Origin of the sequence: Virgibacillus chiguensis (assembly GCF_900129865.1) — a bacterium.
In the GTDB taxonomy this organism is placed as follows: Bacteria; Bacillota; Bacilli; order Bacillales; family Amphibacillaceae; genus Virgibacillus; species Virgibacillus chiguensis.
The window spans coordinates 101000-127837 of record NZ_FQXD01000001.1 but is presented as its reverse complement, the minus strand read 5'-3'; the positions used below and the strand labels follow the sequence as shown (position 1 = coordinate 127837).

28 protein-coding genes and 2 pseudogenes are annotated in these 26838 nt (G+C 36.0%); 29 read left to right on the top strand and 1 reads right to left on the bottom strand.

Going from position 1 to position 26838, the window contains the following annotated elements; all coding sequences use genetic code 11:
* Positions 1–132 precede the first annotated feature (132 nt).
* The 22 genes and pseudogenes from BUB45_RS00665 to BUB45_RS20335 form a co-directional block, all read left to right on the top strand.
* Positions 133–909, top strand: coding sequence for a heptaprenyl diphosphate synthase component 1 (locus BUB45_RS00665; protein WP_073004173.1), 777 nt, complete (start codon positions 133–135; stop codon positions 907–909).
* Positions 910–912: 3 nt separating this feature from the next.
* Positions 913–1629 carry a demethylmenaquinone methyltransferase gene (locus BUB45_RS00660; RefSeq protein WP_073004171.1) on the top strand — a complete coding sequence of 239 codons (717 nt, stop codon included), beginning with the start codon at positions 913–915 and terminating at the stop codon, positions 1627–1629.
* 26 nt (positions 1630–1655) lie between these two features.
* On the top strand, positions 1656–2627 hold the full coding sequence (gene hepT, locus BUB45_RS00655; protein ID WP_073004170.1) for a heptaprenyl diphosphate synthase component II: 972 nt from the start codon (positions 1656–1658) through the stop codon (positions 2625–2627).
* A 73-nt stretch (positions 2628–2700) separates the two neighbouring features.
* Positions 2701–3147: a nucleoside-diphosphate kinase gene (gene ndk, locus BUB45_RS00650; RefSeq protein ID WP_073004168.1), complete on the top strand. Its 447-nt coding sequence runs from the start codon at positions 2701–2703 to the stop codon at positions 3145–3147.
* Between the two features lie 146 nt (positions 3148–3293).
* Positions 3294–4067 carry a CheR family methyltransferase gene (locus BUB45_RS00645; protein WP_073004167.1) on the top strand — a complete coding sequence of 258 codons (774 nt, stop codon included), beginning with the start codon at positions 3294–3296 and terminating at the stop codon, positions 4065–4067.
* A 337-nt stretch (positions 4068–4404) separates the two neighbouring features.
* Positions 4405–5574 carry a chorismate synthase gene (gene aroC, locus BUB45_RS00640; RefSeq protein ID WP_073004165.1) on the top strand — a complete coding sequence of 390 codons (1170 nt, stop codon included), beginning with the start codon at positions 4405–4407 and terminating at the stop codon, positions 5572–5574.
* Complete coding sequence (gene aroB, locus BUB45_RS00635; RefSeq protein WP_073004164.1) at positions 5575–6648, top strand: 3-dehydroquinate synthase; 1074 nt, start codon at positions 5575–5577, stop codon at positions 6646–6648.
* Positions 6645–7025 (top strand): chorismate mutase, encoded by a 381-nt coding sequence (aroH, locus tag BUB45_RS00630; RefSeq protein ID WP_073004162.1) that lies wholly within the window; start codon positions 6645–6647, stop codon positions 7023–7025. The genes aroB and aroH overlap by 4 nt, the downstream gene beginning before the upstream one ends.
* 2 nt (positions 7026–7027) lie before the next feature.
* Complete coding sequence (hisC, locus tag BUB45_RS00625) at positions 7028–8119, top strand: histidinol-phosphate transaminase (RefSeq protein WP_073004160.1); 1092 nt, start codon at positions 7028–7030, stop codon at positions 8117–8119.
* 12 nt (positions 8120–8131) lie between these two features.
* The gene (locus BUB45_RS00620) at positions 8132–9232 is read left to right on the top strand and encodes a prephenate dehydrogenase (RefSeq protein WP_073004158.1); all 1101 of its coding nucleotides are present in this window, start codon (positions 8132–8134) and stop codon (positions 9230–9232) included.
* A gap of 24 nt (positions 9233–9256) precedes the next feature.
* Complete coding sequence (aroA, locus tag BUB45_RS00615) at positions 9257–10546, top strand: 3-phosphoshikimate 1-carboxyvinyltransferase (protein ID WP_073004156.1); 1290 nt, start codon at positions 9257–9259, stop codon at positions 10544–10546.
* Positions 10547–10985: 439 nt separating this feature from the next.
* A complete protein-coding gene (locus BUB45_RS00610) occupies positions 10986–12254 on the top strand; it encodes a tetratricopeptide repeat protein (RefSeq protein ID WP_073004155.1) in 1269 nt (422 codons plus the stop codon).
* A 102-nt stretch (positions 12255–12356) separates the two neighbouring features.
* Positions 12357–12932: a ReoY family proteolytic degradation factor gene (locus BUB45_RS00605; protein WP_073004838.1), complete on the top strand. Its 576-nt coding sequence runs from the start codon at positions 12357–12359 to the stop codon at positions 12930–12932.
* An 81-nt stretch (positions 12933–13013) separates the two neighbouring features.
* A complete protein-coding gene (locus tag BUB45_RS00600; RefSeq protein ID WP_073004153.1) occupies positions 13014–13472 on the top strand; it encodes a DUF2487 family protein in 459 nt (152 codons plus the stop codon).
* A 134-nt stretch (positions 13473–13606) separates the two neighbouring features.
* The gene (locus BUB45_RS00595) at positions 13607–14119 is read left to right on the top strand and encodes a QcrA and Rieske domain-containing protein (protein ID WP_073004151.1); all 513 of its coding nucleotides are present in this window, start codon (positions 13607–13609) and stop codon (positions 14117–14119) included.
* A 6-nt stretch (positions 14120–14125) separates the two neighbouring features.
* Positions 14126–14800: a menaquinol-cytochrome c reductase cytochrome b subunit gene (gene qcrB, locus BUB45_RS00590; protein ID WP_073004149.1), complete on the top strand. Its 675-nt coding sequence runs from the start codon at positions 14126–14128 to the stop codon at positions 14798–14800.
* Between the two features lie 15 nt (positions 14801–14815).
* Positions 14816–15598, top strand: coding sequence for a menaquinol-cytochrome c reductase cytochrome b/c subunit (locus BUB45_RS00585; RefSeq protein ID WP_073004148.1), 783 nt, complete (start codon positions 14816–14818; stop codon positions 15596–15598).
* Positions 15599–15782: 184 nt separating this feature from the next.
* On the top strand, positions 15783–16373 hold the full coding sequence (gene lhaT / locus BUB45_RS00580; protein ID WP_073004138.1) for a lipoprotein heptaprenylglyceryl N-acetyltransferase LhaT: 591 nt from the start codon (positions 15783–15785) through the stop codon (positions 16371–16373).
* A gap of 214 nt (positions 16374–16587) precedes the next feature.
* Positions 16588–16776, top strand: coding sequence for a sporulation protein YpjB (locus BUB45_RS00575; RefSeq protein WP_212590737.1), 189 nt, complete (start codon positions 16588–16590; stop codon positions 16774–16776).
* 44 nt (positions 16777–16820) lie between these two features.
* A complete protein-coding gene (locus tag BUB45_RS00570) occupies positions 16821–17507 on the top strand; it encodes a zinc metallopeptidase (protein ID WP_073004134.1) in 687 nt (228 codons plus the stop codon).
* A gap of 189 nt (positions 17508–17696) precedes the next feature.
* Positions 17697–17963, top strand: coding sequence for an ISL3 family transposase (locus BUB45_RS20340; RefSeq protein WP_073004133.1), 267 nt, complete (start codon positions 17697–17699; stop codon positions 17961–17963).
* Positions 17896–18174 (top strand): annotated as a pseudogene (locus tag BUB45_RS20335) (transposase); the annotation flags it as partial. The gene BUB45_RS20340 and the pseudogene BUB45_RS20335, both read left to right, overlap by 68 nt.
* Before the next feature lie 114 nt (positions 18175–18288).
* Here BUB45_RS20335 and BUB45_RS00555 read toward each other — a convergent pair.
* Positions 18289–18645: pseudogene (locus BUB45_RS00555) on the bottom strand (YitT family protein); the annotation flags it as partial.
* A 267-nt stretch (positions 18646–18912) separates the two neighbouring features.
* Between BUB45_RS00555 and BUB45_RS00550 the strand changes: the two are divergent.
* The 7 genes from BUB45_RS00550 to dinG are packed head-to-tail and all read left to right on the top strand — an operon-like array spanning position 18913 to position 26655.
* Positions 18913–19257 (top strand): nucleotide pyrophosphohydrolase, encoded by a 345-nt coding sequence (locus tag BUB45_RS00550; RefSeq protein WP_073004129.1) that lies wholly within the window; start codon positions 18913–18915, stop codon positions 19255–19257.
* A gap of 14 nt (positions 19258–19271) precedes the next feature.
* Complete coding sequence (gene dapB / locus BUB45_RS00545; RefSeq protein ID WP_073004128.1) at positions 19272–20069, top strand: 4-hydroxy-tetrahydrodipicolinate reductase; 798 nt, start codon at positions 19272–19274, stop codon at positions 20067–20069.
* Positions 20070–20083: 14 nt separating this feature from the next.
* On the top strand, positions 20084–20503 hold the full coding sequence (mgsA, locus tag BUB45_RS00540; protein WP_073004126.1) for a methylglyoxal synthase: 420 nt from the start codon (positions 20084–20086) through the stop codon (positions 20501–20503).
* The gene (gene bshA / locus BUB45_RS00535; RefSeq protein WP_073004124.1) at positions 20500–21627 is read left to right on the top strand and encodes an N-acetyl-alpha-D-glucosaminyl L-malate synthase BshA; all 1128 of its coding nucleotides are present in this window, start codon (positions 20500–20502) and stop codon (positions 21625–21627) included. The genes mgsA and bshA overlap by 4 nt, the downstream gene beginning before the upstream one ends.
* 14 nt (positions 21628–21641) lie before the next feature.
* On the top strand, positions 21642–22844 hold the full coding sequence (locus tag BUB45_RS00530; protein ID WP_073004122.1) for a CCA tRNA nucleotidyltransferase: 1203 nt from the start codon (positions 21642–21644) through the stop codon (positions 22842–22844).
* Entirely contained in the window at positions 22811–23824 is a 1014-nt protein-coding gene (locus tag BUB45_RS00525; RefSeq protein WP_342068334.1) for a biotin--[acetyl-CoA-carboxylase] ligase, read from the top strand. The genes BUB45_RS00530 and BUB45_RS00525 overlap by 34 nt, the downstream gene beginning before the upstream one ends.
* 35 nt (positions 23825–23859) lie before the next feature.
* Positions 23860–26655, top strand: coding sequence for an ATP-dependent DNA helicase DinG (gene dinG / locus BUB45_RS00520; protein WP_073004119.1), 2796 nt, complete (start codon positions 23860–23862; stop codon positions 26653–26655).
* Positions 26656–26838: the final 183 nt, after the last annotated feature.

The window sequence follows — 26838 nt, the reverse complement described above, 5'->3', positions numbered from 1 at the left end:
GGCTCACTCGCAGATTAATTATTTTTATGAGATCTCAGTTGCTTTTCTAGAATGTTTGATTATTGATTAGACTTAAAATATGCTATAATAGCAAAAGCGAATAGAATGGATGAAGGGTTCAGGTGATTTTCTTTGAATAGGTCAGCAAAGGACATATACTATGTAAAAGCAGAGATAGAAAAGAAAATAAAGCATTCCTATTTGGAAAAATATATTGACAAGCCCGCTATCGATGAGGAAAAATTGTTTTTATTAATGGAAATGATGAATCATAGTTCCTTACCTGAGTCCCATAAACAAAGATATATTGTTACAACTATGCTTGTACAGATGGCTTTAGACACACATGACAAAGTTCCGAGTTTAACTTCACCCAATGAAAATGAAGACGTCAAGTTACAGAAACAATTGCATGTACTTGCTGGAGATTATTATAGTGGTCTTTATTATTTAGTGCTAGCCGAGATCAGTGATTTTGAGTTTATTCAACTACTTGCCTCCACAATTAAAGAAATTAACGAGTATAAAATGAAACTCTATTATAATGAAATAGATTCTTTGCAGGATTATATGCTTATTCGTAATATTATTGATACACATTTGCTCGTACAAGTGGCCTCGTTTTTGAATATTTCTATGATGGGAAAGATTGTGGAAAAATGGCTTTTGGTTATTAAGCTGATAAATGATATCGAACATTTTAATGCAAGAAAAATGCAAGTACATTCTTGGGTGAAAAGTTTTTTCGATAAAAGTGAATTAAGCAAGCAGCTGACAGCATTATTGCAACAATTAGAAGATGAAGTGCACAAGCTCTCGTCTATTTATTCTAGCTTATCAAACTACTTAGAAACAGAAATTACTTCTATAAAAAAAGCTTACATATCTACTATGGGGGAAGAAGGTTAAACTATGGCATATCCATCTAAAGAAGAACGTGTTCATCACGTTTTTGAAAAAATATATTCAAAATACGATTCGATGAATTCCATTATTTCATTCCAACGCCATAAAACATGGAGAAAAGATGTTATGAAGCGTATGGACGTAAAGGTAGGTTCAAGCGCATTAGATGTATGTTGTGGAACGGGAGATTGGGCGTTGGTAATGGCAGAAGAGATTGGAGCTAAAGGTGAAGTTACAGGCCTTGATTTTAGTGAAAATATGCTTTCCATTGCGAAACAGAAACAGCGAAAATTAGAATTAGAACATGTAGATTTCATACAAGGTAATGCAATGCAACTACCTTTTCAAGATAATAGCTTTGATTATGTAACTATCGGTTTTGGCTTACGAAATGTTCAAGATTATATGACAGTATTAAAAGAAATGTACCGTGTTGTAAAACCAGGTGGGAAAGTAGTTTGTTTAGAAACATCACAACCTACTATACCCATTTATCGACAATTATACCGTTTTTATTTCCAATACATTATGCCGCTGCTTGGGAAATTAATTGCCAAAAGCAAACAAGAGTATGCATGGTTGAACGAATCTGCTAAAGATTTTCCTAATAAAAACCGTTTAAAACAAATGTTTATAGAAGCTGGATTTACTAATGTTCAAGTGAAGAGCTATACTGGCGGGGTTGCAGCCATGCATATGGGCGAGAAAGAACCGAATAGTTAATAAAGCGAAAATTAAAGGTGACATGAATGAAATTAGCTAAAGCTTATGGATATTTAAAAAAAGACCTAAATGAAATTGAACAAACGATTAATGAAGTTGTACAGGCTAAACATCCTGTTTTAAGAAAAGCTTCAACCCAGTTACTTCAAGCAGGTGGAAAACGGATTCGTCCGGTATTTGTGTTACTATCAGGACAGATGGGGACCTATGACTTAGAACGGCTAAAAATTGTCGCTGTGTCATTAGAACTTATTCATACTGCTACATTGGTTCACGATGATGTAATTGATGATGCTGATATTAGAAGAGGCATGCCAACAATTAGACAAACGTATGGTAATCGTGTTGCCATGTATGCAGGCGACTATATTTTAGCACGAGCGTTAGAAGAAATTACACTCTTGCAAGATGCGAAAATACATCATCTACTTTCTAAAACGATCGTTGAAGTGTGTAAAGGTGAAATTGAACAAATTAAAGATAAATTTGATTCGAGTCAGGGGTTTCGCAATTATTTGCGACGAATTAAGCGTAAAACAGCTTTACTAATAGCTACGAGTTGTAAGCTAGGCGCCATTGCTTCAGGGTTACCAGAAATAGAAGCCCATAGATTATATCTTTATGGATACAATATCGGTATGTCCTATCAAATCATCGATGATATTTTGGATTTTACGGGTTCTGAAAAAGAGCTAGGAAAGCCTGCAGGAAATGATTTATTACAAGGAAACTTAACATTGCCTGTATTTTTAGCGATGAGAAAACCCGCTTTAAAAGAGAAAGTCATTCAAGGATTACAGGCTCCTTCTGAAATTCGTGAGAAGCATATAAAAGAAATTATTGAAGATATAAAAAACACAAACGCTATTGACGAATCTTATCAAATTAGTAATCGGTATTTAGAAAAAGCACTGCAACAATTAGAAGGCTTTTCTGATAGTCGTGCAAAACAAACTTTACTTCAAATTGGAAAATATATTGGCAAGCGTCGTACTTAATTTGTCTTTTTTACATAGTTTTGATAGAATTTTATCGGTGAGACAAATTACATAAGGTGAGGGGTTTTGTGACATGGAAAAGACTTTTTTGATGGTGAAACCGGATGGTGTTCAGCGTAATTTAATTGGCGATATTATAAGCCGATTTGAAGCGAAAGGTTTCAAACTAGTTGGTGCAAAGTTGATGACCATTTCAACGCAATTAGCTGAGCAGCATTATGCAGAGCATAAAGAACGTCCTTTTTTTGGAGAACTGGTTGATTTCATTACATCTGGTCCAGTTTTTGCTATGGCTTGGGAAGGAGAAAATGTAATCGCAACCGCAAGAGAAATGATGGGCAAAACTAACCCTACAGAAGCATCGCCTGGAACAATCCGTGGAGACTATGGTATGACTGTTGGAAAGAATATTATACACGGCTCTGATTCTGTTGGAAGTGCTAAAAGGGAGCTTTCTTTATTCTTTAAAGTTGAAGAACTCATCGATTATTCCAAGCAAGATGCAACTTGGATCTACTAACATAGCAAGGCTTTAAGTTGCCGCGAGGATGATATTGTGCCTCGCGGTAATTTATACTACAGAAAAAGTATAAGCAAAACGACGGCTTTATCACCATAGACTGAAGGCAGCCCGGTGATCATTGAAAGAGGGAGAAGGAGAAGTTATTGGAAAAGGATTATAACCAGTTTATAAATAAAATAAAAATAAAATTAGGCATTGATTTACACCTTTACAAAGAAACACAAATGAAACGAAGACTCACATCTCTTAGAAATAAACGGGGATATAAAGACTTTTCAAGTTATTATCGTGCACTAGATCAAGAGCAAGCATTACTGAACGAATTTGTGGATCGGTTAACAATAAATGTATCTGAATTTTATCGTAATCCTAAGCGTTGGGAAGTTTTACAAACTACAGTTATGCCAGCATTGGTGAAAAAACCATCGTTTACAATTTGGAGTGCAGCATGCTCTACAGGAGAAGAGCCGTACAGTCTTGCTATATTGCTATCAGAGCATTTTCCTAGAGCTTCCTATCGAATTATGGCAACAGATATAGATGAAGCTGCTTTAAGCAAGGCCAAGCAAGGCATTTATCAAAAACAGGCTTTAAAAGAATTACCGGCGAAAGCTATTCAAAAGTATTTTACGAATCAACATGGGCTCTATCATCTATCTCCTAACATAAAAGAAAAAGTTACGTTTCGTAAGCATAATTTACTAGCCGATACATATCCAAATAATGTTGACTTAATCATATGTCGAAATGTTCTCATCTATTTTACTGATGAAGCAAAAGAAAGCGTTTATCAACATTTTAGCGAATCCTTAAACACAAATGGTGTTTTATTTGTCGGTAGCACGGAACAAATATTTCACCCAGAAAAATATCAATTACGTTTATTAGACACATTCTTCTATCAAAAAATAGAATGATGTTTTATGAAATTTAAAGAACGAACAATTTACAAGTATGAATCGCATTTAAATCAATAGAATAACCATACATAGCTTGTAGAGATCTATAGGTCCACTACGAGCTTTTTTACATTCAAGCAAGTATATCATGGTGGATTATAGAATAAGTGAAGCTACGGTTAAGATTTCGCTATAAGGTAAGTTTATAATATATGGTTAAACAAAATGGTCGTAATTCTTTAAAAATGTTAGCGCTTCATTTAACTAATTCTTTGTTTTTTTCAGTTTTTATTGTCAAAAACATGTTAAGGTATGGTATAGTAATTAGAAAAATTCTATAAAAGGAGAATGTAACGTGCGCTATTTAACAGCAGGCGAATCACATGGGAAACAATTAACCACGATTGTTGAAGGGGTTCCTGCCCAAATGCCATTATCAAAGGAAGATATTAATCAGTCCCTTTCTCGTAGACAAAAAGGGCACGGGCGGGGAAAGCGAATGCAAATTGAGAAAGACGTTGTAGACATTACAGGTGGTGTAAGGCATGGCAAAACTTTAGGATCACCTATTTCTTTGGTTGTACATAATGATGACTTCAAACATTGGGAAGACATTATGGGCGCAGATCCAATAGAAACAGATCAAAAAATTCGTAGAACTATAACAAGGCCAAGACCTGGGCATGCCGATCTTAATGGTGCTCTTAAGTATGGACATCGAGACATAAGGAATATATTAGAACGTTCATCAGCCCGAGAAACAGCCGCACGAGTAGCTGCAGGGGCTATCGCAAAAACGTTGCTTAAGCATTTGGGTATTGAAATCGTTGGTTATGTGAAGGAAATTGCAGGTATTGTTGCAGAAGACCAAGAACAACTTTCTGTACGAGGAAGACAGCAAATAGCTGATGGGTCACCCGTTCGCGTTTTGGATAAACAAGTGGAAGGGCCTATGATACAGGCAATTGACGATGCAAAACAAGTTGGAGACTCAATCGGAGGAGTTTGTGAAGTTTATGTGGAAGGAATGCCAGCAGGTGTTGGTTCTTACGTCCATTATGATCGCAAATTGGATAGTAGAATAGCTGGAAGTGTAGTAAGCATAAATGCTTTTAAAGGGGTCGAATTTGGAATTGGTTTTGAAGCGGCAAAACGGAATGGTAGTCAAGTCCATGATGAGATTGCTTGGAATGAAGAGAAGGGGTATTACCGAACTACGAATCGCCTTGGGGGGTTTGAAGGTGGTATGACAACAGGAATGCCGATCGTGGTTAAAGGAGTAATGAAACCTATACCTACATTAATGAAACGACCACTTACGAGCGTAGATATCGATACAAAAGAACCGTTTAAAGCGACGGTTGAAAGATCTGATGCTTGTGCAGTTCCTGCCGCTTCAGTTGTTATGGAGCATGTTGTTGCATTCGAGCTAGCAAAAGCTTTAACAGAGCAATTTACAAATGATCAATTTGCAAAGTTAAAAGAAGCGATTGAAGCATATCGTGAAGAAATCAGGTGTTTTTAAATGGAAGAACTAAACATTCAAGCAAGTACACACGCTTATTCTATCGTTATTGGAGAAGGCATCCGAAATCAAATTACGGATTACTTCACTAATAGTTATTCATCTATTTGGGTGATAACAGATGAGAATGTAGCTAAATTATATTTGGGAGACGTATTAGAAACACTCTCAGATTTTCATGCCCACCACACAATATTACCTGCTGGAGAACAGACGAAAAGTATAGATTACTATAATCAATTAATGACAGAAGCAATTGCGTATGGATTAGACCGTCATTCTTTGTTAATTGCTTTAGGTGGAGGGGTTATTGGTGATTTAGCAGGTTTTGTAGCAGCTACTTATATGCGTGGCATTGACTATATCCAAATGCCGACAACAATATTAGCGCATGATAGTAGTGTTGGTGGAAAAGTAGCTATTAACCATCCGTTGGGGAAAAACTTGATTGGTAGCTTTTATGCACCTCAAGGAGTTTTTTATGATATGGAGACGCTAATTACGTTAAATGATCGGGAAATCCGCTCTGGATACGCAGAATTAGTAAAAGAAGCACTCATTTCTGATGAAGCTATATATCGATCCATTTTAACTACAAATTTACAAAATTTACCACCATCTATAACACAAGAGCATATTTGTTCAGGGATTCAAATTAAAGCACAAGTAGTAGAACAAGATGAAAAAGAAAATGGAATGCGACAGTATTTGAACCTTGGCCATACGTTGGGTCATGCTTTGGAAGCTCATTTAGGATATGGATCTATTGCACATGGTGAGGCGGTTGCTATAGGTTTGCTATTTGCACTACATGTTAGCGAATCAGTTTTTGATACGACATTGCCTTTTTTACAACTAAAGCAATGGTTAGAAACAAACCACTACCCGCTTCATTCCCTAACTGGAGATCAACAAACTATATTAGCTAAAATGAAAAACGATAAAAAAAATAAACAACATCGTATTCAAATGGTGTTGCTAGAACAAGTTGGTAAACCAATTATAAAGCAGATGACGGATGAAGATATGCTTTCCTACTTATCTTCTTTTAAAAGAAAGTTGGTGAATAAGTGACTAGAGGCATACGGGGTGCAACGACGGTAGCTGTTAATGCAGCCGATGTAATTATAAATAATACAAAAAACTTAATTGAGGAAATGATCAAGAAAAATAATGTATTACCAGAAGATGTTTCTCATGTTTTTATATCTGTAACAAAAGACATTACTGCAACCTTTCCAGCTAAAGGTTTGCGTGAGTTATCGGGTTGGACATATGTTCCAGTAATGTGTATGACAGAAATAGATGTGCCGAATAGTTTAGAGCTTTGTATACGTGTAATGATGGTTGTAAATACAGAACTAGAACAATCAAATATTCACCATGTCTTTCAAAATGAAGCTATTCATTTGCGCCCTGATTTAGCAAAATGGAATAAGGAGGATAAATAAAAATGAAAGCAAAATCTTCGTTAAAGCAGATTGCACCATATCAACAAGGAAAGCAGATCCAAGATATTAAGAGGCAATACCAAATAGATAGAATTGTGAAATTATCTTCAAATGAAAATCCATATGGTTATGCAGATACAGTTAGACAGTTTTTAGCTTCTTACGAGCCTGCTTTTGATATTTATCCAGATGGCCATACAGCACAACTCCGCAAAGATCTAGCTTATAAAATAAAAGTAAGTGAGTCAGAAATAATTTTTGGGAGTGGCTCTGAAGAAATTGTTCAAATGATTTGCCGAGCTTATTTATTTCAAGGAGTTAACACAGTGATGGCTACACCAACTTTTCCTCAATATAAGCATAACGCAATCATTGAAGGAGCAAAAATAAAAGAGATACCAACTATAGAAGGCCACCATGATTTAAATGGTATGCTTGAAGCTATCGATCAAGATACAAATGTCATCTGGCTTTGTTCTCCTAATAACCCAACTGGCACTCCAATAACGAAGCAGGATTTTATTGCTTTTATGGATACGTGTCCACAACATGTTTTAGTCGTATTAGATGAGGCATATTATGAGTATTTAGACAAAACGAAAGACCTTCATGCAATGGAACAGATTCAAAAATACAACAATCTTATAATTTTACGAACTTTTTCAAAGGCATACGGACTTGCAGGATTGCGTATTGGGTATGGGGTAGCAAATAAACAAATTATTAATCAATTAAACGTTGTACGTGGACCTTTCAATACAACTTCCATCGCTCAGCAAATCGCACAAATTGCGCTTGCTAATGAAGCTTTTATTGAAAAAACCAGTCAGCAAAACCTAAAAGTAAAGCTTGATTTCCAAGCATTTTTGGATAGGATCGGCTGGCATTATTACACTTCTGAAACAAATTTCATGCTTGTTTCTACACCTACTAGCGGAACAAAAGTGTTTGATTATTTAATCCAACATGGTTTTATCGTTCGCCCTGGTGAGCTGTTGGGAATACCAAATACGATACGATTTACGTTAGGGTTACAGGATGATATGTATCGCATGCAGGAATTACTCTCGCTCTATCAGCACCAAAACAGCTAAGGAGATGTATATGTGAAGCGAAAAATAGCTATAGCAGGTCTTGGTCTTATCGGCGCGTCGATAGCAAAAGCATTAAAAACAATAGCTGATAATTATGTAATCGGTTATGATATTGACTTAGAAACATTACAATACGCCAAGGCCCATGGTATCATTGACGAAGCAAAAACAGACTTTACAGCCGCAGTATGTCAAGTTGACTATCTTATTTTGGCAGCTCCAATATCTAAGTCAATTGAATTACTAGCAGCTTTAGATGAAATACAATTATCCCAAAAGTTAATCGTTTCTGATGTTTCTTCCGTGAAACAGTCCATGATAACAGCGGCTAATCAGTTACAAAACACGGATATATCTTTTGTTGGCGGACACCCAATGGCAGGTTCCCATAAAAAAGGGGTGCAGGCTGCAAAAGCGCATCTATTTGAAAACGCAATTTATGTATTGACTCCCACGAAGCATAGTAAAGAGTGTGATGTTCAATCATTAAAAAAGCTTCTTGAACCGACACGTAGCAAATTTCTCATACTAGATGCGAAGGAACATGATGAAATGACTGGTGTGATTTCTCATTTCCCGCATTTAATTGCATCTTCTCTCGTTCATCAGGCAAAGCATTGGGAACAGACGCACGCTTATTTACCCAGCCTTGCTGCTGGTGGATTTCGTGATATTACAAGGATTGCATCTAGCAATCCAATACTTTGGCAGGATATCTTTTATCATAATCGAAAGAAAATGTCGCTGTTTTTAGAAGAATGGATTACAGAAATGAAACATGTAAAAAATTTAGTTGAAGAAAATAATAAGCAAGAGATGATTACGTATTTAGAAACAGCTAAACGGTACCGTGATGGTTTAGGTACAAAAGATAAAGGAGCCATTCCTTCATATTACGATTTGTATGTAGATATTCAAGATCAAACAGGAGCTTTAGCCCATGTAACAAAACTGTTGGCAGATAATAACATTAGCATAAATAATATTCAAATATTAGAAATTAGGGAAGGGATAATGGGAGCTCTTAGGTTAAGTTTTGCAACTGAAAAACTCCAAAAAATAAGTGCACACACCCTAAATGAATCGGGTTATGAAACGACGATCGAAAAATAATGTTTGATAAAGGATGATAGACAGTTGAAAGAACGAATATTACAACCGATAGGCAACCCTTTACATGGGGAGATAGAAGTACCAGGTGATAAATCGATCTCACACCGATCCATTATGTTTGGCTCACTAGCTCATGGGACTACAATTGTGGAACATTTTTTAAACAGTGAAGATTGTTTACGTACAGTAAATATTTTTCGGTCTATGGGTGTTTCTATTGAACAGAAAGAATCCACTTTAACTATTTATGGAGAAGGTCCACAATCATTTACTGAGCCAGTTGAGCCTCTTTATCTAGGTAATTCTGGTACGACGGCAAGGCTAATACTAGGTATCTTAGCAGGCTTACCTCTTTTTACTACTTTTTATGGAGATCGTTCGTTAACGAAACGCCCTATGAATCGCGTTGTTGAACCACTTCGTCTAATGGGAGCAAGCATTACAGGGCGCTCACAAGGAAACTATCTCCCTTTATCTGTAGAAGGGAAAACATTGCAAGCCATTCATTATCATTTACCTGTAAAAAGCGCGCAAGTTAAATCAGCTGTTCTTTTAGCTGGTTTATTTGCAAACGGAACTACTACTGTTACTGAAATATCACCTACAAGAAATCATACAGAATCAATGTTACAAGCTTTTGGTGTGGAATTGTTAAATAACGGTTTAGATATTTCCGTTCGTGGACAACAAACATTAACAGCTACAGATATTTACGTTCCCGGTGATATTTCATCTGCAGCGTTCTTTCTCGTTGCAGCTGCTATCGTTCCAGGTAGTCAATTAAAACTATTACATGTTGGGTTGAATGAAACTCGTACAGGAATCATTGACGTTTTACAAGCAATGGGAGCTGACATAACCATTGAGAGGGAAGAAACAAAAGGTGGCGAACGTATTGGTGACATTCATATTCGTTACAAGGAGCTAACAGCAACAATTATTGAAGGAGATATGATTCCAAGACTCATAGATGAGATACCAATTATCGCTTTATTAGCTACTCAAGCTGAAGGAACGACAGTAATTAAGGATGCTGCAGAACTTCGTGTCAAAGAAACGGATCGCATTCAAGCTGTGACAGAAACACTTACTAATTTAGGGGCAAAAGTCGAAGAAAAAGAGGACGGGCTACTAATTCATGGACGATCCAAACTGCACGGCAATAGAATTCAATCCTACCATGATCATCGAATGGTTATGATGGCATCTATTGCATCTTTGATCACCACAAGCGAAGTCGTAATCAATGACATATCTCCAATTGCAACATCTTACCCAACGTTTTATGCAGATTTAAAATCGGTAAGCGAGTAATTCTAAAAAAAAGGTCATGACAAAACTACAACAGCGATCAAGCTAACGATTAATAAAAGCCCATTATTTACGCTATTTTAGCGAAGTCAAATTATGTAGCCTCTATCCAAGAGGCTACATGGAAAATTCCTACATGATAACATGTATATAGTACAAGCAAGCCGAACTATTTTATAATTTAATGGTTCGGCTGTTGCTATTCGGATGTTTATCAAGCTCTCCTGGCTATAAAGAGAAAACGTTAGTATATAAAGGGAGTACAAGATTTTTTGGTTTATAGAATAAGAAAAACTACGGTTATCGTTAGAAAGACTTTGGAGATAGCCAAGTTTTTCTATGGTGTTAACCTTTAAAATGATTGGCTATGCGTTTATTTTGAACATCTGCTCGTTTTCCGTTATGATAAAGACCTGATGAACGTGAAGAAAGGAAGTTCAATGTGGAAACAATTATGGAAGCTGTTCGTTTAATGGAAGCCCAGCACGCAGAAAAAGCGGTAGAATTATTGGATAACTATTTACCAATGGCTGATGATGAAGAGCGATATACAATAGCAGAATTGTATTTACAATGGGGCTACTTACATGAAGCAAAAGCTATTTTTCAAGATTTAATGCATCAATTTCCTGCTGAAGGAGAACTAAAAGTGGCTCTTGCAAATATTTATACGGAATTGGATGATGACGAAGCTGCTATCCAACTGTTAAATGATATTGATGAAGAAGATCCTGCTTACCTACAAACATTGATTCAATTAGCAGATCTTTATCAAGCGCAAGGGCTTTTTGAAGTATCTGAACAAAAGTTATTAATGGCTAAACGATTTGATCCTAATGAACCAATTATTGATTTTGCTTTAGGAGAATTATATTTTTCAACAGCAGATTATGTAAAAGCCACTACTTATTATGAAAATATTTTGCCTAAGACGAAAGAAATTGCTCATGTATCGATAACAGATCGTCTAGCTGAAGCGTATGCCGAATCTGGAGAGTTTGAATTAGCTTTAACTTACTATCAAGATGAAGATAGTAAAAATCCCGATACGTTGTTTAAATATGGTTTTACTGCTTACCAAACTGGAAGAAAAGACATCGCTAGAAAAGCGTGGGAACATGTCATGGAAATTGATATGTATTACCATACAGTGTATTATCATCTTGCTTCTCTTTATGAGGAAGAGGGGGTATATGAGAAAGCGTATGAAATTAGTCAAAAAGGACTTCATGTAGATGCTTTTAATAAAGATTTATTTTTGTTAGCTGGGAAAATTGCTCATCAACTTGGAGAAGATGAAAAAAGTGAACAGCATGTTCGAGAAGCTATAGCAATGGATCCTGATTTTAAAGAAGCAGTGCTATTTTTAATTGAATTACTAAAAAATAATGCTGATTTTAAAGGAATTGTTGACTTGGTTAGCGAAATAATGAATACAGGTGCAGAGGATCCTTTGTATAATTGGGAACTAGCCCGCGCTTATAATGAATTGGAAGTATATAATGATGCATTAAAACACTATCAAACTGCATATAATAATCTCAAAGACGATAGTGACTTTTTAAAGGAATATGGCTATTTCTTAACAGAAGAGGGGAGGATAAAAGAGGCGATACCTGTATTTACTGCATACCTTGAGCAACAACCAATAGATGATGAAGTAAATGAATTTCTATTTCGCTTAAAGCAATCTGATCGTGAAGAGCCGTAAGTGCATGGCTTTTTGATTGAACAACTTCTTAGACTTATTTAAATGGACTCGTGGTACACCAAATTATCCATGAAAAGAGGTTGTAAAGGAGAGTGAGAAATGGTGCATACTCCAGTATCTGTAGAAGATAAAAAAAGTTTTATTCGATGGTTTTTAAATCATTACCAGCTAAAAAAGCGAGAGAGCGTATGGATTTTAAATTATTTAATGAATCACGATGAAATACTTCACCATCTTCATTTTGTTAGAGAGGCGAAATTCTGTCCGCGGGGAATTATTATGACAAGTCAATGCTCAAGTGAAACAGCCTTTCGTTTTTATAAAAATCAACTCGTAACAACAGATGCAGAGAAATCGTTTCATGACATTCGCTTGAATAAAACAGAAGCTCTGTACCTTCAGTTAAATTTTAAAAAATCATACCGAAGTGCATTATATATTGCGGTATTAGAGGAAAACCCATTTATACCAAATGACTATTTTATAACTGCTCAGGACAAAGAAGTTGCACAGCAGCTGCTTGATCAATCTCGATACGAATTTCAAAAAAGTTTTTTAAATAAGCAAATTGATCAAGCCTTGGACTGTATGAATGAAGAAGCTTTCTTAAAATTAACGAAAGAACTTCAAATGTTGGAAGAGAACTTTCTAAATCAACCAAAATTGCTAAAGCGATAGGTTGATTTTTTTTGTGAAGATAGATAAGATTTAAATAAATATATTTAAAATTTTGCAGAATAAGAAAGGCTGGGCAGAGCGATGAAATGGAAAAAAACAGACATAACGCAGTATACAGAAGCAAAAGAATACATTGATACGGTTCTAATTCCATTAATGCCTTTTGAAATGGAAAGTGATACGCATTTAGACGTAAACGCGTTTCAATACGAATGGACGATGTTACTTGTAAATGAGTTAGAAAAAGAACTTACAGGACGGATGATGTTATTACCACCTTATGTTTATAGAAAACCTATCATCCAAGAACAGGAACTTAAAAGGATTGATTCCTGGGCTAAAGAAATAAAAAAGCAACCGTTTAATCATGTGTTTTTTCTAACTTTAGATGGTGGATGGAAAAAGCATGAAGAAGTTCTTCCTGGAACACTACTCTGGTTGCCTGGAATGAAGTCAGGTGATTTACATTCTGCAGACATGTACAGATTTATTCGTGATCAAGTGGAGCAAATGAGCGAGTTAATTCAATCTTATTGGTAATAAGAAGAAAAAAGTTTTTTTGGGAAAAAGGAATAATCATTGACCGGACAAACAGTTTACGCTATCATGGTTATGTCCTAGTAATGTGAATATCTGTATTGTCCGTGATTATTGTATAAGAGGGGGGGAAAATCATGAGCGATAAAAAGCAACAAGTATCCCGTAGACAGTTCTTGAACTATACGTTAACTGGGGTTGGTGGTTTTATGGCAGCAGGAATGCTGGCGCCAATGTTGCGAATGGCAGTTGATCCAGTGTTAAAAGAATCGGGGCAGGGGGACATGGCAAATGTCGGCTTATCTGTTGATGACATTACTACCGAGCCACAAAAAGTAGATTGGAAGATCACACAAGTTGATGGCTGGTACGAGTCGGAAGTAAACCGTTCCGCTTGGGTTTTTAAGGATGAAAATGGCGATATTCAAGCCTTTTCCCCAGTTTGTAAACACTTGGGTTGTGTCGTATCCTGGGGAGGAAGTGATGAATATCCTGAACAGTTTTTTTGCCCGTGTCATGATGGACGTTACTACAAAGATGGAACAAACGTACCAGGAACACCGCCTTTACAGCCGTTGGATGTTTATGAATTAGAAGTAAGAGATGGAATCTTATTTTTAGGTGATGCAGTACCAAGAGAGGGGGCGTAATAGTATATGCTACAAAAAATTTATGACTGGATTGATGAGCGTGCTGATATTACGCCTATCTGGCGGGATATTGCAGACCATGAAGTTCCAGAGCATGTAAATCCAGCACATCATTTTTCCGCATTTGTTTATTGTTTTGGTGGTTTAACCTTTTTTGTGGTTGTTATTCAAATCCTATCTGGAATGTTTTTAACGATGTATTATGTTCCAGATATCGAAAATGCATGGAGATCCGTTTATTACTTGCAAACGGAAGTAGCACATGGGCAGATTGTTCGTGGTATGCACCATTGGGGCGCTAGTGTTGTTATTGTCATGCTGTTATTACATACACTACGAGTGTTTTTCCAAGGAGCTTATAAAAAGCCACGTGAACTGAATTGGATTGTTGGTGTTTTGATTTTCTTTATCATGCTTGGATTAGGGTTTACCGGGTATTTATTACCATGGGATAACAAAGCCTTTTTTGCTACGCAAGTTGGATTGGAAATTGCGCAACAAGTTCCATTTGTTGGCGAAGAGTTGAAAACGCTATTAGCGGGTGACGAAAAAATTGTAGGAGCCCAAACACTAACCAGATTCTTTGCAATTCATGTGTTCTTCTTGCCTGGAGCACTCTTTGCATTATTAGCAGTACACTTTATTCTAATCCGTAGACAAGGGATTTCTGGACCATTATAAAAAGGAGGGGAAAGCATGCATAAGGGAAAAGGTATGAAATTTGTTGGCGATTCACGTATTACTGCTGATAGAAAACCAAATGTACCAAAGGATTATTCCGAATATCCTGGAAGAACAGAAGCTTTCTGGCCCAACTTTTTATTAAAAGAATGGTTAGTAGGAGCTGTGTTTTTAGTTGGATTTTTATGTCTGACATTAGCTCATCCTTCTCCATTAGAAGGTATGGCTGATCCAACAAATGCATCTTATATTCCGTTGCCGGATTGGTATTTCTTGTTCTTGTATGAACTGTTAAAATATGAATTTGCTAGTGGAGATTATACACTGATGGGGATTCTTGTTTTACCTGGAATTGCATTCGGTGCATTATTATTAGCTCCATTTTTAGACAAAGGTCCCGGAAGAAGACCACATCAACGTCCTATTTCTGTTGGAATGATGCTACTTGCTTTAGCTTCTGTAATTTGGCTAACGTACGAATCTGCAGCCAATGTAGATTGGGAATCAAGAGCAGAAACTAACAAACCAGTACCTCCTGGTGAGCAGGCAGCGATTGATACAGAAGACCCTGGTTACGCCGTTTATGAGAACAGTTGCTTATCTTGTCATGGCGATAATTTGCAAGGGGGGGCGGCTGGTCCGTCACTCATCGGTATCGATAAATCTGCTGAAGAAATTGCTACAATTGCTACAGAGGGAATTAACTCCATGCCACCGGATCAGTTCTCAGGTACAGATGAAGAACTACAACAATTGGTTGATTTTATCGTATCCGTGAATGAGGAGTCTGGTGAATAGAGTAATACAAATGCACCTTTGCCAATACTATTGGCAAAGGTGCTTCTTCATTTTTTATACTATGAAGGTTTGTTATAAGAAAAGCTACAGCTTTTCAATAGGCTAGGTTTTCCTAAGAAATTATCTCCTTGCAAACTTTCTAGGCTAAATATGCATCATATTATGTTAGAGAGAGGTTGACAATTTGTTTAAATACTTATTGATAGATAAACGGTTTTTATGCTTGTTATTTATTATTAATTTAGCAGGCACTATATATGGTTATATATGGTATGGTTCACAATTATCACAAACAGCATCCATTTTTTTAATTTTTGTTCCTGATAGTCCAACGGCCAGTTTATTTTTCTCTATATTTTTATTGCTTTTTATTTTTGGTAAACATCTTCCTTACATAGAAGCATTAGCAGTAATTACTTTATTTAAGTATGGTATATGGGCTGTTGTCATGAATTTTCTTACTCTACTAGTGGAGGGAACGTTAAATTGGCAAGGATATATGTTAATGGCCTCGCACGGTGCTATGGCCATTCAAGGGCTGCTCTATATGCCTTATTATCAATTACGCTTACGTCATATTGTGTTTGCAGCTGTTTGGACGTTACATAATGATGTGATTGATTACGTTTTTGAGCAAATGCCAGTTTATTCCTCGCTATCCTCTTATATGAACGAAATAGGCTATTTTACATTCTGGTTAAGCCTTTTATCCATCGGCATTACATATTATTTTGCTATTCGACTTAAGAGAACCCCATTTATTACCAATTGTTAATGGTAATACCTGCATTTTACTTGTACGATAATACTAAAATTCTGTAATGCAAAAAAGCAAATGAAAATGAAAAGATCTCGTTATATCATATAAGACCGCTTCATACATTAGTATTAGACGAAAAAATGGGGTGGTCTCTATGAATAAGAATAGGCATCAATTCGTGTTTACTTTTGGGATGACCATAGGGATATACATATATGTTAATATTTTTATGTCTAAAGCAGTACACGCCAATGCCTCTAACTGGGTACAACCAGTCACGGAACAGAAAGGTCAATTATTTCCGTTTATTTGGATTTTACTTATTGTAGGAGGTTGTATCGGCATTACATTAACTTATGTAAGTTGGAGAAAATATAAAGGTGAGAAGAAAAGTAGACAAGACAAAACAGTTGACTAACGCCTTGTTTTTGACTAAAATTGACCTTATAAGGAGGGATGCGTATGTTTGGTGGTTTTGGAGGTTACTTAATTTATGTAGCTTTATTGCTTCTTATTCCACTGTGGGCAAGCTCAAGAGTAAAAAGCACGTATAAAAAATATATGAAAGTGCCAACATCTTCGTATATGACTGGTGCACAAGTAGCACGTCGCATTCTTGATGAAAACGGATTATACGATGTAACGATAGAAGAAACAAAAGGTATGCTCTCTGATCATTACGATCCAAGAAAAAAAGTTGTACGTCTTTCTAGCGATAACTACCATGGGCATTCTATGGCGGCTTCTGCTGTGGCAGCTCATGAAGTCGGACATGCTATACAAGATGCAGAAAATTATGCTTTTCTTCGCTTTCGTAGCGCACTTGTTCCAGCAGCCAACTTCGGTTCCAATTTTGGAATGATTTTTATACTAATTGGATTTGTGATCGGAATGAGCCAGTTGTATTTGTTAGGTATCGTTCTATTTGCCGCAGCTGTTTTATTCCAATTGGTTACATTACCAGTAGAGTTCGATGCGTCTAATCGAGCGATGGCTCAACTAGTATCTTCAGGAGTAATTCGAAATAATGAAGAACGAGATACGAAAAAAGTTCTGAATGCAGCTGCGATGACTTATGTAGCAGCAGCGTTAGTCGCGTTAGCTGAACTACTACGATTTATTCTGATGTTTGTTGCTAGCGATGAATAAAGTTTAAAGGTTATCAGCGGTGGTTTTGAACTACCGCTGATTTTTTAGGTTTAAGGATGCTGTTTATTTTGGCTCTATACTAAATGTTGGGGTTTCCACACAATTTGCGTATAAAAATATACACGCAAACATCCAATTCTTTTATACTTGAATTGACTAGAAACAAGAAAAGATTGGAGTTGCGTGCAAATGAATTTTACCATAAAAATGCCTGGTCTTGAAGATGTATGGATTACAAAAGTGGAGGAAATGGAAGGTGGTATTGCGCTTCATGTAGAAATGCCTGTCAAGGTACACAAGTGTCCTAGCTGTGGAAAGAGAACCAAGAAAGTTCATGATTATCGGATCCAAAAGATCAAACATTTAAAGTGGTTTGAACGATTAACTTATCTCTTCTACAAAAAACGAAGGATTATTGGATTTTTACAGGAAGGTAGAACAAGAGGGTCTCCCTGAATTTGAGAAGGCTATCCGTACACTCAAGAACTGGCAGACAGAGGTATTAAACAGCTTTTTATTTGATTACTCAAATGGTTTTTTGGAGGGAATTAATAAACTAACGAAAGTCATGAAGAGGAACGCCTTTGGATTCAGGAACTTCCTAAGGGCAAGAGCAAGAATACTTCTTTTACATAAGTATAAAAAAATTGGAAGTCATGTTGGGTAGGGTGAGATTGCATCTCACTCCACCCCAACATTTGACATAGAACCTTTATTTTTTACTATAGGGAAACATATAATTTTAGGGTTTATTGTAAACATGTGCGAACCATTGATCTAATTAAACTATTCCACTAATAGGGTTTTTATTTTCATCCAATGTAAAGCCTTCACCTGCTACATCATGGACAGTACTAACAGCTACAAATGCATGGGGATCAATAGACTCGATGATGTTTTTTAAACGCACAATTTCATTTCTAGCTACAACACAGTACAATACATCTCTTTTCTCTCCAGAATAACTTCCTCTTCCTTCTAACACCGTAACACCTCGATCCATCCTCTGGAGAATTGTTGCAGCAATTTCCTCACTTTGGTTCGAAATAATAGTGGCCCCTTTAGCTGAATAAGCACCTTCTTGAATAAAATCGATAACTCTTGCCCCAATATACACAGTAACCAATGTATACATTCCTAGTTTATTAAATATGTAATTAAATTTTAAGATAAATGAAGGCTAACTTATATTGCTTATAATAGTCTTTCTCTTGAACTTTTAATACTACTCCATTTGCCTTATAATGAAATAGTAAATAAAAATAAAAGCTATATTGACATATGTTTTCTCTAAGGTTAATTAATTTTGTTTCGTGAACGATTGATTCATGATAAATCATTTGTCAAAATGTGATGGATTCGCTAACATGGTAATATTAATAATGTAGATAAAAGGAAGAGATGGATGGAAAATACTATATACACGACAAAAGAAATTCAAGAGCGAGTTGATCAATATATCGGACAATTTAAAGAAGGTTATTTTTCTCCTTTAAGTTTAATGGCTCGCTTAACAGAGGAAACAGGTGAATTAGCCAGAGAGGTTAATCATTATTATGGAGAAAAACCTAAAAAGAAAACAGAAAAGGAAAAAAGTATGGAAGAAGAGCTCGGGGATATCATTTTTGTGCTTACATGCTTTGCTAATTCATTAAATATGGACCTATCTGATTGTTTTCATAGAGCTATAACAAAAATTGAAACTAGGGACAAAGATCGTTGGACGAAGAAAGACGACTTACATCAATAGAGGAGAGTTAGAGTATGGCAATTAATGTTGTAATTGCAGGCCCAAGAGGTAAAATGGGGTCAGAAGCAGTGAAAATGGTAGAAAACGAAACAAATTTCCGTTTAGTTGCGTGTATTGACCATAAAAATAATGGCAGAACATTAGATACGATTTTTCCAGACGTGGAACGTTCTATTCCAATCTATGATGATGCTACAAAATGTTTCGAAAACCATAAAGATGCAGATGTTTTAATTGAGTTATCTGTTCCCCAAGCAGGCTACAAACACACAAAATCTGCACTAGAACATCATGTTCGTCCAGTGGTAGGAACAACAGGTTTTACGGAAGTACAATTAAAGGAATTAGACGAATTTGCACAACGAAATAATATGGGATGTATGATCATTCCCAATTTTGCCCTTGGAGCAGTTTTAATGATGAAATTTGCTAAAATGGCCGCTACTTACTTTCCAGATGTGGATATCATAGAAAAGCACCATGATCAAAAATTAGATGCACCATCTGGAACAGCTATTAAAACGGCTGAATTAATTAGCGAAAATCGCAAGGCGAAAACACAAGGCCATCCAAAGGAAGAAGAGACTATTCCAGGAGCAAGAGGTGCTGATTTAGATGGAATAAAGCTTCATAGCGTTCGGCTACCGGGATTAGTGGCACATCAAGAAGTTATCTTTGGAAGTCCTGGACAAACATTAACGATAAAACATGATTCCATGGATCGCTCTTCCTTTATGGATGGTGTGAAACTTTGTGTGAATAAAGTGATGGAAGTAAAAGGATTGATCTATGGGTTAGATACTATCTTGTAAAGGCGGGGATACAGATGAATATTGCTTTAATAGCACATGATAAAATGAAACAAGATATGGTGAATTTTACTACAGCATACCAATATGTTTTATCGGAACATCATTTATATGCAACAGGAACTACAGGCAGTAAGATTCGTAAGGCAACAGGAATGGATGTACATTTGTTTCAATCGGGTCCATTGGGTGGCGACCAGCAAATTGGTGCAATGATTGCAAATAATGAAATGGATATGGTGATCTTTTTCCGTGACCCTTTAACTGCACAGCCTCATGAACCAGATATTAGTGCTTTAATGCGCTTATGTGACGTTTATCATATACCGCTCGCTACAAATATAGCAGCTTCTGAGATTTTTATCCGTGGGCTGGAAAACGGTGACTTCCAATGGCGTGACATTGTCAAACAGAAAAAGGAAAAAGAAAAAGCATGAAAAAAATTGGAATAACGTGCTATCCTAGTGTAGGAGGATCTGGAATTATTGCAACGGAGTTAGGAATGTTACTCGCTGAAAAGGGGAATGAAGTTCACTTCATAACTTCCAGTTTACCTTTTCGCCTAAATCATATTAATCCAAGAATTTATTTTCATGAAGTTGAATTAAGTCACTACCCTGTTTTTCAATATCCACCGTATGATTTAGCATTAGCTGCTAAAATGGCAGAAGTAATCAATCGGGAAAAGTTGGATATACTACATGTCCACTATGCAATGCCACATGCTATTAGCGCTCTTTTAGCACGAGATATTGCAGAACATAAAGTAAAGATTGTAACAACCTTACATGGAACAGATATTACTGTTTTAGCGATTGATGATATTTTTAAAAACATGATTACTCATGCAATCAATCAATCAGATGCTGTAACAGCAGTTTCAAACCATTTAGCTAGTCATACGAAACAACTTCTTAAAATAAAACAAGATATACAAGTCATTTATAATTTTATAAATGAACAAGAGTACTATCCAAAACGGTTAGACTTTATCAAGCAGCAATATGACATTAAGTCAAACGAAAAAGTGATTGTTCATATTTCTAATTTTCGTAAGGTAAAACGATTGCCAGATATTATACGTACATTTTACCTTATACTTCAACAAGTAGATAGTAAATTATTACTTATTGGTGATGGTCCAGAGTGTGGAACAGCTATGAATTTAGTAAAGGAATTAAAATTAGAGCAGAAAGTTCTATTTTTAGGTAAGCAAAAAAATATAAGTGAGCTTTTACGTATCAGTGATTTAAAGTTATTGCTGTCAGAAAAGGAAAGCTTTGGCCTTGTTTTGTTGGAAGCGATGGCTTGCGGTGTACCGTGCGTTGGCACAAATGTTGGCGGTATACCCGAAGTAATTGATCATAATCAGACAGGGTTTATTGCCGAATTAGGGGACACTGATCAAGCAGCAACATATGCTATTGAAATATTAACGAATCAGACATTGTGGAATAGTTTTTCAAACAATGCTGTTAAAAGAGTAGAAACTCATTTTCATTCGAAGCAAATTGTAAAGCAGTATGAGCAATTATATGACTGTTTACTTACAAGCTTATAGAAATGGTGATAATTATGTTAGCAGAACCTTTCCAAAAAGCTAAGCCAGTAGTAGAGAAAATTAAGGCTCATGGATATAATGTTTATTTTGTAGGAGGGTGTGTCAGAGATTTTCTGCTTCATCGTCCTATTGGGGATATTGATATAGCTACATCAGCAAAACCAATTGAGCTACAAAATTTGTTTTCTTCCGTGATACCAGTCGGAATAGAACATGGAACAGTTATTATTCGCCATCAAAATGAGTCTTATGAAGTAACCACTTTTCGAGTTGACGGAACATATACGGATCAACGTCATCCAGATGATGTTACATATGTAGATAGCATTGATAAAGATTTAGAAAGAAGAGACTTTACGATAAATGCATTGGCAATGGATTTAAAAGGGAACATTATTGATCTGTTTGCTGGTAGGTCTGACTTAGATAATCATGTGATTCGTACAGTAGGAAACGGGGAAGAAAGATTTAGAGAAGACCCGTTACGAATCATTCGTGCACTTCGTTTCAGCAGTCAATTAGGGTTTACTATTCATCCGGATACGATCGAACACATTCGAAAAGTAAGGCATGAAATGAAAGGGTTAGCAGTAGAACGAATTACAAGAGAGTTTACCAAGCTATTCGCTGGTGATTATGTACAACATGGATTAACATATGTAAATGATTTGGAGATTTATAAATACTTACCTGTATTTGAACAGCACCACTCATTAATTTACCGGATTCCAAAAAATATAAAACCTTTACCGTTTTTTCACGAAGTATTGGTGCTTTTTCATTTTTTGGATCGCACAATACCGCTTTTAACATGGGTAAAAGCATGGAAATGCTCAAATAAACAAAAAAATGCTGCCATGAATCTAACTAAACAATTAGAAGAATTACAAGCAAATGACTTAACTCCTTGGCTTGTTTATCAATTACCACGAGCTTTGTATAATAGCTTTATTCGGCTAACAAATTGTTTATATTCTAAAAAAAATATTACAATGGAACAGTTATTACAAATAGAACAAACATTACCGATTACATCTAGATCAGACATAAAATTAAGTGGCCAGGATATTATCGATCTTTTTCCGGCCTTTAAACAAGGTCCATGGATACAACAACTATTGAATAAACTGGAGCGAAAAGTTGTTGCAGGACAGTTGCCAAATGATTACTATAAGTTAAAGGAATGGATAAAATGGAATCCACCCGCAATCAATTAATCCAATTACTTGCTAAGAATAACGAAGAATATATATCTGGACAGGTTCTTTCAGAAAAATTAAACATATCTCGCAGCGCCGTTTGGAAGCATATGAAAGAATTGGAGAAAGATGGTTACGTCATAGAAGCAAAGTCGAAGCGAGGCTACCGATTTGTAAGCTATCCAGAAAAAATATCTGAAAACACCGTACAGTGGGGTTTACAAACGAATTGGCTCGGCCAGAAAGTGATTCATCGTGAAGTGACTAGCTCTACTCAAATTATTGCCCATAAAGTTGCAAAAGAACAGAAAGGACATGGCACTATAGTTATTGCAGATGAGCAGGTTTCTGGTAGAGGAAGAATGAATCGAAATTGGCATTCTAAAAAAGGCGATGGCATGTGGATGAGCATGATCTTACAGCCACCCTTACCACCATATCTTGCTCCACAGTTAACATTATTAACTGCTGTTGCATTAACGGAAACTATTGAAAAGTTAACGGGATTAACGCCACGTATTAAGTGGCCTAACGACATTCTCTTTGATAATGAAAAAAAATGTGCAGGAATTTTAACAGAACTACAAGCTGAGCAGGACAAAATCCAGTATGTTATCATTGGTGTTGGATTAAATATTAACCAACAAAAGAATGATTGGCCAGAAGACGTACAAAAAAGAGCAACCTCATTGCAAATAGAAACTGGGAAACAATGGCCGATTAGGGAAATTATACAATATTTCTTGAGCAGTTTCGAAAGTCTTTATGATGAATATATGAAGCAAGGATTTTTAGCTGTGAAAACGAAATGGGAGTCATATGGATTTAAAATAGGGGATTGGATCACCATCCGTCAATTGGATAAGACTCGACAGGCTGTATTTTATGGTTTGGCTGACGATGGTGCGCTGTTAATAAAAAATGAAGCTGGTGATGTAGAGCGGTTGTATTCAGGGGAAATTGACTGGTTTCATGAAGCTAAATCTAATAATGAATAAATAAAATAGTTATTTAAAAGAAGGGAGGGGCTGACGTGCAACGCTATGTTGTGATCGATTTAGAAACAACTGGTAATAATCCAGCTAAAACAGACAAAATTATTGAGATAGGTATCGTAGTTATTGAGCAAGATACAATTGTAGATAGCTATTCTACCTTACTACATCCAAACAAAGAAATTCCAGCATTTATAACAAATTTAACAGGTATTTCAAATGAAGATGTAGCCGATGCACCATTATTTGAAAATATAGCAGATGAAGTAACTGCTATGTTTGAAAATAGTTACTTGATCGCACATAATGTCCCATTTGACCTCGGCTTTTTAAATGGAGAATTGACTAAAAGTGATCGAAAAAAGCTCAAGAACCCAGTGCTTGATACAGTAGAATTAGCAAGAATACTATTTCCAAGTGCGCCAAGTTATAAATTAAATCAGCTAACTGATTATTTACAAATCAACCATGAAAACCCGCATCGCGCACTTTCCGATGCATTTGTTACCGCGAAGTTATTTTTAAAGCTAAAAGAAAAACTAGCTTCTTTACCGTATGAGACCCTAGAGCAATTGCTACGTTTGGAAAAGTGGTTAAAGTCAGATGCATATGCTTTATTTAACTATTATAAAGAGCAAAATGTGTTTGTAGAAAAAAATGATGAAATTGCTATATATCAAGGTCTTGCCTATCGCCGTATGAATCATCTAGAAAAGGAAGATAACGTTATGGATCTTTCTTTTGGGGATTATTTAGACTCCATTTATGAATCAAATGGTAGTTTAGAAAAAAATTTGTCTTTTTATGAAAAACGTGCAGGACAACGAGAAATGTCGGAAATGATCTTTGATGCATTCCAAACGAGACAGCATGCGTTGATTGAAGCTGAAACAGGAACAGGAAAATCACTGGCATACCTGCTTCCAGCAATATATGATGCTGTTTCTACACATAAACGAGTAGTCATTAGTACATACACTACGCAGTTACAAACTCAATTATTAGAGGAAGAAATCCCCTTAATTCGTCGGTTAATTCCTTTCCCTTTCCGCGTAGCACTGCTTAAAGGGAAAGGGCATTATATCAGTTTGGAAAAATTGCACCAAGAGTTGGTAGAGCCTCTCCAGAGTAACTACGACATCGCTCTTACCGTAGCGATGCTTTTGGTTTGGTTAACAGAAACGAAAACGGGTGACGTTGACGAAATCCAGTTGCCTTCTAGTGGATATTTGTTTTTTCGACGCATATCTGCAGACATGGAAGAAGGTGTTGATCCATCCTCGCAATGGTTTTATAGATCACACTATCAGTACGCAAAAAAACGAGCCCAGCAAGCTCATATTGTTATTACTAATCATGCATTATTATGTACAGATATTTTTCATCCTTCTTCTTTACTACCAGTATACGAAAGAGCAATTATTGATGAAGCACATCATTTTGACGCAACCGTATCGAAGCATTATGGACTAAAACTTGATTATATGCATATGCATTATACATTGAATCAATTAGGGAGAACAGATGAACAGAAACTGGTTCATACCATTTTATCTCATTACCCATCAGCACTTTCAGAAGAAACTAAGGTTTTGTGGAATAAACTGCTTGATGATACTCGTTATGAAACGGATGATTTATTTCGTTACTTGTTTCAATATGTTTCCAAGGTACGTAAAGGAGACAAATCGTTTAGTGATATAGGTAGAACGCAATATCGCTTTGAAGCGAATAAAGAAGATCAAAACAAATGGACAGTAATTAAGGAAATGGTATCAAGGGTTTGCTTACATTTACGCGACTTAGTACATGGATTAGTAATGATTGAAGCAGAGTTACGAGTGAATCAACTTCATCAGGAAGATAAAGAGAAACTTTTGGCTAGTGCCGAACGGCTGCAGATATTTATTGACCAATTAGAGCAGTTTTTCCTTGTAGAAGATAGCGCACAGGAAGTAAAATGGATGGAGATAGAGGCATACGGCGCAAAAAATGCAGTTTACTTATACAGTGAACCAACAGATATTGCTAATTTACTAACAGACGTATTTTTTTCAGTTAAAGAAAGTATTGTTTTAACAAGCGCTACATTAACAATAGAGAATTCATTTCAATATATTGTGGAGCGTCTAGGCTTACAAACAGAGAACCCTTTAACGAAGAAAATTGCTTCTCCATTTTCGTATGCCGATCAAGTACAATTAATGGTGCCAAATGATTTTCCAACAATCACTTCAGGACACAACGATGAATTTATTCATGCAACCTGTGAGGCAGTATTATCTTTGGCAGAAATAACCAACGGTAGGATGCTGGTGTTATTTACATCATATGATATGCTACGACGTTCACATTCTTTGCTTAAAGAGTTAATGGAGAATGACACGTATGCACTTTTTGCCCAAGGAATCTCCAGTGGTAGTAGAGAGCGTTTAAAAAAGAACTTTCAAACGTTTGATAAAGCGATTCTTCTAGGAACCAGTTCATTTTGGGAAGGTGTAGATATTCCTGGCGAAGATTTATCGTGTCTTGTAATAGTGCGTTTACCGTTTCAACCACCTGATCATCCAGTGCTTGAAGCAAAATCAAAGTTTTTAAAAGAGCAAGGCAAAAATCCATTTATGCAATATGCCTTACCTAATGCTGTTATCCGGTTTAAGCAAGGATTTGGGAGATTAATCCGATCTAGCAGTGATCGAGGAATTGTGTTTATTTGTGATTCCCGAATTATAACAGCTCGCTATGGGAAATATTTTATCCGCTCTATTCCTAAAGTACCATTATTTTTTGATACAACACATGAATTAATGAATAGAGCTGAAAAATGGTTTTAAATATGGATAAATAAAGCTTTTGTATCCTAGCTCCAATTAAAGAACTTCATGTATATAAAAAACTGATGCTAAAAAGCATCAGTTACAAGTAAAGTGGTGTGGGTTGAATAATAATTTGCTCAATAATTAAAAACAAAACACATTTGTTGTAAATCTTGTTATACTATATTTATGTTCTGTTTT

What these genes read in the sequence shown, in the direction of transcription:
- qcrB (WP_073004149.1), top strand. Translation starts at nt 14,126, where the DNA reads ATGCTACAAAAAATTTATGACTGGATTGATGAGCGTGCTGATATTACG.
- BUB45_RS00595 (WP_073004151.1), top strand. Translation starts at nt 13,607, where the DNA reads ATGAGCGATAAAAAGCAACAAGTATCCCGTAGACAGTTCTTGAACTAT.
- BUB45_RS00550 (WP_073004129.1), top strand. Translation starts at nt 18,913, where the DNA reads ATGGAAAATACTATATACACGACAAAAGAAATTCAAGAGCGAGTTGAT.
- hepT (WP_073004170.1), top strand. Translation starts at nt 1,656, where the DNA reads ATGAAATTAGCTAAAGCTTATGGATATTTAAAAAAAGACCTAAATGAA.
- ndk (WP_073004168.1), top strand. Translation starts at nt 2,701, where the DNA reads ATGGAAAAGACTTTTTTGATGGTGAAACCGGATGGTGTTCAGCGTAAT.
- BUB45_RS00600 (WP_073004153.1), top strand. Translation starts at nt 13,014, where the DNA reads ATGAAATGGAAAAAAACAGACATAACGCAGTATACAGAAGCAAAAGAA.
- bshA (WP_073004124.1), top strand. Translation starts at nt 20,500, where the DNA reads ATGAAAAAAATTGGAATAACGTGCTATCCTAGTGTAGGAGGATCTGGA.
- BUB45_RS00530 (WP_073004122.1), top strand. Translation starts at nt 21,642, where the DNA reads ATGTTAGCAGAACCTTTCCAAAAAGCTAAGCCAGTAGTAGAGAAAATT.
- BUB45_RS20340 (WP_073004133.1), top strand. Translation starts at nt 17,697, where the DNA reads ATGAATTTTACCATAAAAATGCCTGGTCTTGAAGATGTATGGATTACA.
- BUB45_RS00570 (WP_073004134.1), top strand. Translation starts at nt 16,821, where the DNA reads ATGTTTGGTGGTTTTGGAGGTTACTTAATTTATGTAGCTTTATTGCTT.
- aroB (WP_073004164.1), top strand. Translation starts at nt 5,575, where the DNA reads ATGGAAGAACTAAACATTCAAGCAAGTACACACGCTTATTCTATCGTT.
- mgsA (WP_073004126.1), top strand. Translation starts at nt 20,084, where the DNA reads ATGAATATTGCTTTAATAGCACATGATAAAATGAAACAAGATATGGTG.
- BUB45_RS00660 (WP_073004171.1), top strand. Translation starts at nt 913, where the DNA reads ATGGCATATCCATCTAAAGAAGAACGTGTTCATCACGTTTTTGAAAAA.
- dapB (WP_073004128.1), top strand. Translation starts at nt 19,272, where the DNA reads ATGGCAATTAATGTTGTAATTGCAGGCCCAAGAGGTAAAATGGGGTCA.
- hisC (WP_073004160.1), top strand. Translation starts at nt 7,028, where the DNA reads ATGAAAGCAAAATCTTCGTTAAAGCAGATTGCACCATATCAACAAGGA.
- BUB45_RS00585 (WP_073004148.1), top strand. Translation starts at nt 14,816, where the DNA reads ATGCATAAGGGAAAAGGTATGAAATTTGTTGGCGATTCACGTATTACT.
- BUB45_RS00525 (WP_342068334.1), top strand. Translation starts at nt 22,811, where the DNA reads ATGGATAAAATGGAATCCACCCGCAATCAATTAATCCAATTACTTGCT.
- BUB45_RS00575 (WP_212590737.1), top strand. Translation starts at nt 16,588, where the DNA reads ATGTCTAAAGCAGTACACGCCAATGCCTCTAACTGGGTACAACCAGTC.